We start from the raw sequence: 6,924 nt of genomic DNA, 5'->3' as shown, positions 1-6,924 counted from the left end.
CATGCGTCCCCGGCAGCGGATGCGTACTTTACGCAGGAATCGGCTTGATGGCAAGGGCTTTTTGGCCAGATATCGCTATCAATTCAAACAAGCTCATGCAGGCACTGCGTGCTCCAGCATCAACTGCAGTGACTCTCTCCCCCGCCAGCGATTGCGCGACAACTTGTAAGCACACTTCAGAGAGGCCCCCACGCCAAATGCCGGTGATTCCCCCGGTGACAGCGCACGGAACCAGATCGCCTTGAGGCGTGTACGCCCGAGCGAGAGCTCCAATGACAGGTGCGTGCCATCGGCGCCTACCGGCCTGAGGCTCTCGACCAGGAAGCTGCCCTCGAAGAGAGGCGCCTCGAACTCACGCCCGAAAGGCGCCAGACGCTCGAGCTCATCCAGCGTCTCCAGACTCAACTGCCCTTCCAGCAGCTCACCATCGCTGAGAATCAAGGGATTGAGCGCCCTCTCCCCCAACTGCTCCGCGGCTGCCTGTTGCAGGGCACGAGTGAAGGTGTCCTTTTCCGTCAGCGGCAAGCCCACCCCGGCGGCGCCGCGATGCCCACCGAAGCGCGGCAGACACTGCGGCGCGAGATCATGGGCGCGCTGCAGCGCATCCCGCAGGTGCAACCCTTCGATGGAGCGCCCGGAGCCCGTCAACATGCCGGGCACCGCAGCTGGTGTCAGCACGACGGTCGGTCGCCCGAACTGCTGCACCAGGCGCGAAGCGACAATGCCTTGCACCCCGGGATGACCATCCTCCAGGTGGACCACGATCACCTGATGCCCTTCCCGCAAGGAGGTGAGCGCCAGGGCACGCGCCGATTCGACCATCTCGGCTTCGATCGCCTTGCGGGACTGGTTGTCCTGATCGAGCACTTCCAGCGCACGCTGCGCCGCGTCATCTTCCCGCGCCAACATGAAATGCAGCGCGGCGTAAGGGTCATCCAGACGCGAGCGGGCATTGATACGCGGCCCCATCTGGAAGGCCAGCGTCTCGGCATTGAAGGGCACGCTATCCGCCCCGAGCCGCTCTGCCATCGCGCGCCAGCAGGGTTCCTGCATGCGGTTGATCAGCGTGAGGCCGAGATTGACCACCGCGCGATTGATCGCACTCCCCCCCAGTGACACACAGTCCGCCACCGTCCCCAGCGCCACATACGACAGCCACGGCGACAGCTTGGGGGCATCGCTCGGCAACCTGCCCTGTTCGATCAAGACGTTACGGGTCAATGACATGGTCAGCCAGGCAACCATGCAACCGGCAATGGTCGCATCGGGATAGGCGCAGTCATCTCGTGTCGGATTGACCGTCGCGTAGGCGGAAGCCGGCGGCCCTTCCTGAGGCAACGCATGGTGATCCGTCACCACCACCTCTATCCCCGCCTCCTTGAGCAACGCCAGACGCGCCTCATCACTGGAGCCGCAGTCCGCGGTCACGATCAGAGACGGGCGCGGCGACAGCGTCATGATGCGCTCGACCAGCGGCAGACTGATGCCATAACCATCATGGATACGATGGCCGATCAGACTGTGCACGCGGTCGTAGGGCACATCGAACAGCTCGGTCAGCGTGCGCAGCATCACCACATGCGAGGTGATGCCATCCACGTCATAGTCCGTGAGGATGCCGATATGCTCCCCCTCGGCGACGGCGCGCGCGATGCGCTCTGCCGCGCGCCGGCCATCGGCCAGCCGTTCGGGATGCTCGATATGCCGGAGCGCCGGCGTGACCAGCGCCTCCAGGGGCGCCTTGCAGCTCTCCAGCGTCAGACGCCCTGCCAGCACACGCGCCTGCAATTCGCTGAGCCCGGTCGCGATGCCCTGCTGATAGAGACGCTCGTCACGCGCGCGCGGCTGAATGACCCGCGCAATGCTGGCCGCAAGCGTGCGCTCGTCCGGACGACTCATGGAATCTTGCGAGAATGGGGGCGACACGGGGGAAGTGACAGACATGAAGAGCTCCTGACAAACGACATGGCCGTCATCTCGGCAGCGGGCTGCAGACATGACGGCCATGAAAAGATGACTGCCGATTACCCCGAACGGGCCAACCGGCAGTTGTTGCAATCACCCGCGGCGATTCTCGCGCACGAAGTCCTGCACTGCCGCCAACTCCGCCGGCAGTACGCTGTAACGCTCCTCGCGCTCCAGCAGGTCATGCAGATGCGGCGGCAGATCGACGCCAGCAAAGCCGGCACGCGCCACGGCTTCGGCAAACTTGGCCGGATGCGCCGTCGCCAGCGTGATCATCGGCGTCGCGCTATCGGTGCGGCAGACCTCAGCCGCGCGATAGCCGGTTGCCGTATGCGGATCGAGGATCTCACCGGTGCGATGGTGCGCCTCACGGATGACCTCGAGGATCGTCTCGTCATCGACACTGTGACTGGAGAACAGCTCACGCAGCTTCGCCAACGGGGCATCCGCCAGCGCTGCCGGTTCACGCGAGAAGTGCTCGAGCAGCTCACGGATCGCCTGACCATCGCGGCCATAGGCCTCGAACAGCAGGCGCTCGAAGTTGGAGGACACCACGATATCCATCGACGGTGCCAGCGTCGCCTTCAGCTCCTGACGTGAGAAGTCATTGGAGGAGATGGTGCGATGCAGGATATCGTTGGCGTTGGTGGCGATCACCAGCTGGCGTACCGGCAGCCCCATGCGCGAGGCCAGATAGCCGGCAAAGATGTTGCCGAAGTTGGCCGACGGCACCGTGAAGCTGACCTGACGCGCCGGAGCGCCCAGCGCCACACCGGCGGCCACGTAGTAGACGGTCTGGGCCATGATGCGCGCCCAGTTGATCGAGTTGACCGCGACCAGACGCGTGCCGTTCAGGAAGTCCTGGTCGGCGAAGCTGGCCTTCACCATCGCCTGGGCATCATCGAAGTTGCCTTCGATGGCGATGTTGAAGACGTTGGGCGCCAGCACGGAGGTCATCTGGCGACGCTGCACTTCGGAGACACGGTTGTGCGGATGCAGAATGAAGATATCCACATGATCGCAGGCACGGCAGCCCTCGATAGCGGCAGAGCCGGTATCGCCGGAGGTCGCGCCCATGATCACCGCACGCTCGCCGCGCTTGGCAAGGAAGTGATCCAGCAGGCGACCCAGCAGCTGCAGCGCGACATCCTTGAAGGCCAGTGTCGGGCCGTGGAACAGCTCCAGCAGGTAATGGTTGCTGTCGAGCTGATTGAGCGGCACGACGGCATCGTGACTGAAGGTCGCGTAGGTCTCGCGCACGATGTCACGGAAGGTCGCGTCATCGATGGCGCCATCGACGAAGGGCTTCATGACACGGAAGGCGATTTCCGCGTAGGACTCACCGGCCATCGCCGTCAGCTCTTCGGCGCTGAACTGCGGCAGGGTTTCCGGCACGTACAGGCCGCCATCGCTGGCAAGCCCCGTGAGAACCACATCTTCAAAACCGAGCGCCGGCGCCTGGCCGCGCGTGGAGATATAACGCATGTCGTGTCTTCCCGTGGCTCTTGCCACCGTTATGATTCTTGCTCTTCCGGCCTGCGCCGGCTGCCCAGCGGGGCAGTGCCATCACCGTCGATAGCCCCGCCCCGTTTGCCCGCGATCAGGCGTTGTCGTCGAGATCCTCGACACGAATGCGCACCACGGAACCGGCGACATCCACCAGCGCTTCCAGCTGACGAATCGCTTCGTTCATGTGCAGTTCGCGCGCACGGTGCGTGAGCAGAATGATCGGCACCAGCTCCCCTTCGGTGGCTTCCTTCTGGATGATCGCCTCGATGGAGATACCCTGCTCGGAGAGGATCGACGCGACACGCGCCAACACGCCCGGGCGGTCCACTGCGTGCAGACGCAGATAGCAGGCCGTCTCGATCTCTTCCATCGGCAGGATCGGCAGGGTGTCGCCGTGCTGATTGATCTCGGCGAAGGCCAGATACGGCACACGGTAGCGGTGGTCGGTGGCGATATCGCGCGCCACGTCGAGCAGGTCCGCGACCACGGCAGAGGCCGTCGGCTCGGCACCGGCGCCGGCACCGTAATAAAGGGTCGGGCCGACAGCGTCGCCCATCACCTCGATGGCATTCTTGACGCCATGCACGTTGGCCAGCAGACGTTCCTTGGGAATCAGCGTCGGATGCACGCGCAGCTCGAGGCCCTTGGCCGTGGCGCGGGTGATGCCCAGATGCTTGATGATGTAGCCCAGGTTATCGGCCTGCTCGATGTCCTCGGCCGTGATGCGCGAGATGCCTTCGGTGTAGGCCTTGTCGAACTGCAGCGGCACGCCGAAGGCGATCGAGGCCAGGATGGTCAGCTTGTGCGCGGCATCGATGCCTTCGACATCGAAGGTCGGATCGGCTTCGGCATAGCCCAGCGCCTGCGCCTCGGCCAGCACGTCCTCGAAGCTGCGACCTTCATCACGCATCGCGCTGAGGATGAAGTTGCCGGTGCCGTTGATGATGCCGGCCAGCCACTGGATGCGGTTGGCACCCAGGCCTTCACGCAGCGACTTGATGACGGGAATGCCACCGGCCACTGCGGCTTCGAAGGCCACCATCACGCCTTTCTCGGCGGCGGCACGGAAGATCTCGTTGCCGTGGACGGCGATCAGCGCCTTGTTGGCGGTCACGACATGCTTGCCGTTGGCGATGGCTTCCATCACCAGCTGATAGGCGACATCGTAGCCGCCGATCAGCTCGACCAGCACGTCGACCTCGGGATTGCGCGCGACCTCGAAGATGTCATGCGTGCGGCTGACGCCGGTGATATCGCAGTCAGGATTGTCGCGTCGTGCGCCGACCTGTTCGACGATGATCGGGCGTCCAGCACGACGCGCAATCTCATCGGCATTGCGAATCAGCACGTTATAAGTGCCGCCGCCTACGGTCCCTAGACCACAGATTCCTACTTTCACCGGTTTCAACGTCGCTTTCCTCTCTTGTTACGGTATCCAGCCTTGAGGGCCGCGCCACTGTCAGCGACGGCCTTGCCGATCTCACGTCGGTCTATTATCCAGACATCCTGCACGTACGTCTGTCGTGACCACGGTAGCAAGGCAGGACGCCCTGTCAACGCGCAGTCTTGTCGCCTGTGGTTCAGTCATCGATGCCCAGCATGCTGGCAAGACGCTCCACCGGCAGGTAGCCCGGCACCATCTGGCCATCCGGCATCACGATGGCCGGGGTGCCCTGCACCCCCATGCGCGTGCCCAGCTGATACTGGCTTTGCACCGGCGCATCGCAGCTGGCCGCCTGCTTGGGCACTTCGCCTTCATTCTTGATCTGGTTCATCGCCTCGGTGGGGTTGTCCGCACACCACACCTGCGCCAGCTCACGCGCGCCCTGCGAGCGCATGCCACCGCGCGGGAAGGCCAGATAGCGCACTTCGATGCCACGCGCATTGAGTTCCGGCACTTCCTGGTGCAGCTTGCGGCAATACGGGCAGGTAGTATCGGTGAAGACACTGATCACCGCCTTGACCTCACCCGCCGGGCGGAAGATGACCATATCATCTTCACTGACCTCGGCCAGCAGCTCGAGGCGCTCGCCATTGGCCTTCTGCTCGCTGAGATTGACCAGCCCCTTGTCGCCATCGTTGCGGTACATCTCACCCACGATCAGATGCTTGCCGTCGATATCGGTAAAGAAGCTCTCACCACTGGTCAGGCGCACCTCATAGAGGCCGTCGATGGGGCTTGAGGCCAGTGATTCGACCGGCAGCGGCTGGCCATTGACGACAAGCTTGTCGCGCAGATCATCCAGCGCATCAGCCTGGGCCAATGGCGCCACAAGCGTCAGCATGGCACCGGCGCTCAGGAGGCGGATCGCATGGGACAGGGCCTGCGGACGACGGAAAGACTTGCTCATCAAACACTCCTTGGCGTCCGCGCGCAGAGGGAAGGACACTCAGCCACGCGGATGATGTTCGGCATGCAGACGCTCCAGTCGCGCCTGGGCCACATGGGTATAGATCTGGGTCGTGGAAAGATCACGATGTCCCAGCAACAGCTGCACGACACGCAGGTTGGCACCGTGATTGAGCAGGTGCGTGGCGAAGGCATGGCGCAGCGTATGCGGTGACAGAGGCTTGCTGATGGCCGCAGTCACGGCGTGACGCCGGATGCGATGCCAGAAGGTCTGTCGCGTCATGGCCTTGTCGTGTCGGCCGGGAAACAGTGCCGGACGCGTCTGGTCGGCCATCATCGCAGGTCGGCCAACGGACAGCCAGCGTGACAACCAGTCACAGGCCTCCTCGCCCAGCGGCACCAGCCGCTCACGATCGCCCTTGCCGGTGACTCGCACGACACCCTGGCGCAGATTGAGCGCATCGACACTCAGGTTGACCAGCTCGCTGATGCGCAGCCCCGCTCCGTAGAGCACTTCGAGCATGGTGCGGTCGCGCAGCCCGATGGGCGTGTCGAGATCCGGCGCCTCCAGCAGGCGCTCGACCTCTTCCTCATCCAGCGTGCCCGGCAGGCTGGGAATCACGCGCGGCAGGCGCACCTCATGCAGCGGGTCCGCCTCGATCATGCCTTCGGCCAGCGCCCAGCGATAGAAGCGCCGCAGCGCCGACAGCAGACGCGCCGTGGAGCGCAGCGCATGCGACTCACGCCGCGAGTCACAGAAGGCCTGCACCTGCTGCGGTGCCACGCTCAGCAACGGCACCGTGTCAGCGCCCGCCTCCGCCTGATCGGCCAACCAGCGCCGCCAGGCCGTGAGATCACTGCGATAGGCGCCGAGCGTATTGTCACTGGCACCCCGCTCTAGCCACAACGTATCGAGAAAGACCTCGACCAACGCATCGTCGTCCATCATTCCCGCTTCCCCGTCCTGAATGACGCGCCATCCACGCTCGCCGTGGCCGTCATTTACCGCGGCACCTGGCCTGCGTGAGCCTCGATTCTACCGTGATGCCCTGACGATGAAATGAACCCGCTGCAAGTCATAGCGGATTTCCCTGGTGCAC

The 6,924-nt window shown here is 64.0% G+C and carries 5 protein-coding genes; all 5 read right to left on the bottom strand.

The annotated features are described in order from the left end of the window. Positions 1-93: 93 nt before the first annotated feature. Entirely contained in the window at positions 94-1,899 is a 1,806-nt protein-coding gene (locus QD208_RS16020) for a DHHA1 domain-containing protein (protein ID WP_279837413.1), read from the bottom strand. A 159-nt stretch (positions 1,900-2,058) separates the two neighbouring features. Continuing rightward, positions 2,059-3,450: a threonine synthase gene (gene thrC, locus QD208_RS16015; protein WP_215823551.1), complete on the bottom strand. Its 1,392-nt coding sequence runs from the start codon at positions 3,448-3,450 to the stop codon at positions 2,059-2,061. Positions 3,451-3,565: 115 nt separating this feature from the next. Beyond that, positions 3,566-4,882 (bottom strand): homoserine dehydrogenase, encoded by a 1,317-nt coding sequence (locus tag QD208_RS16010; protein ID WP_153636631.1) that lies wholly within the window; start codon positions 4,880-4,882, stop codon positions 3,566-3,568. Between the two features lie 172 nt (positions 4,883-5,054). Further along, entirely contained in the window at positions 5,055-5,825 is a 771-nt protein-coding gene (locus QD208_RS16005) for a DsbC family protein (RefSeq protein WP_279837410.1), read from the bottom strand. A 39-nt stretch (positions 5,826-5,864) separates the two neighbouring features. Further along, entirely contained in the window at positions 5,865-6,770 is a 906-nt protein-coding gene (gene xerD, locus QD208_RS16000; protein ID WP_279837412.1) for a site-specific tyrosine recombinase XerD, read from the bottom strand. Positions 6,771-6,924: the final 154 nt, after the last annotated feature.

The sequence above is a fragment of the Cobetia sp. 29-18-1 genome, assembly GCF_029846405.1.
GTDB lineage: Bacteria > Pseudomonadota > Gammaproteobacteria > Pseudomonadales > Halomonadaceae > Cobetia > Cobetia amphilecti.
This window is presented reverse-complemented; position numbering and strand designations above follow the sequence as displayed.

Excerpts from the sequence above, each read along its gene's own strand:
- thrC (WP_215823551.1), bottom strand. The coding sequence starts at position 3,450 with ATGCGTTATATCTCCACGCGCGGCCAGGCGCCGGCGCTCGGTTTTGAA.
- QD208_RS16005 (WP_279837410.1), bottom strand. The coding sequence starts at position 5,825 with ATGAGCAAGTCTTTCCGTCGTCCGCAGGCCCTGTCCCATGCGATCCGC.
- xerD (WP_279837412.1), bottom strand. The coding sequence starts at position 6,770 with ATGGACGACGATGCGTTGGTCGAGGTCTTTCTCGATACGTTGTGGCTA.
- QD208_RS16020 (WP_279837413.1), bottom strand. The coding sequence starts at position 1,899 with ATGAGTCGTCCGGACGAGCGCACGCTTGCGGCCAGCATTGCGCGGGTC.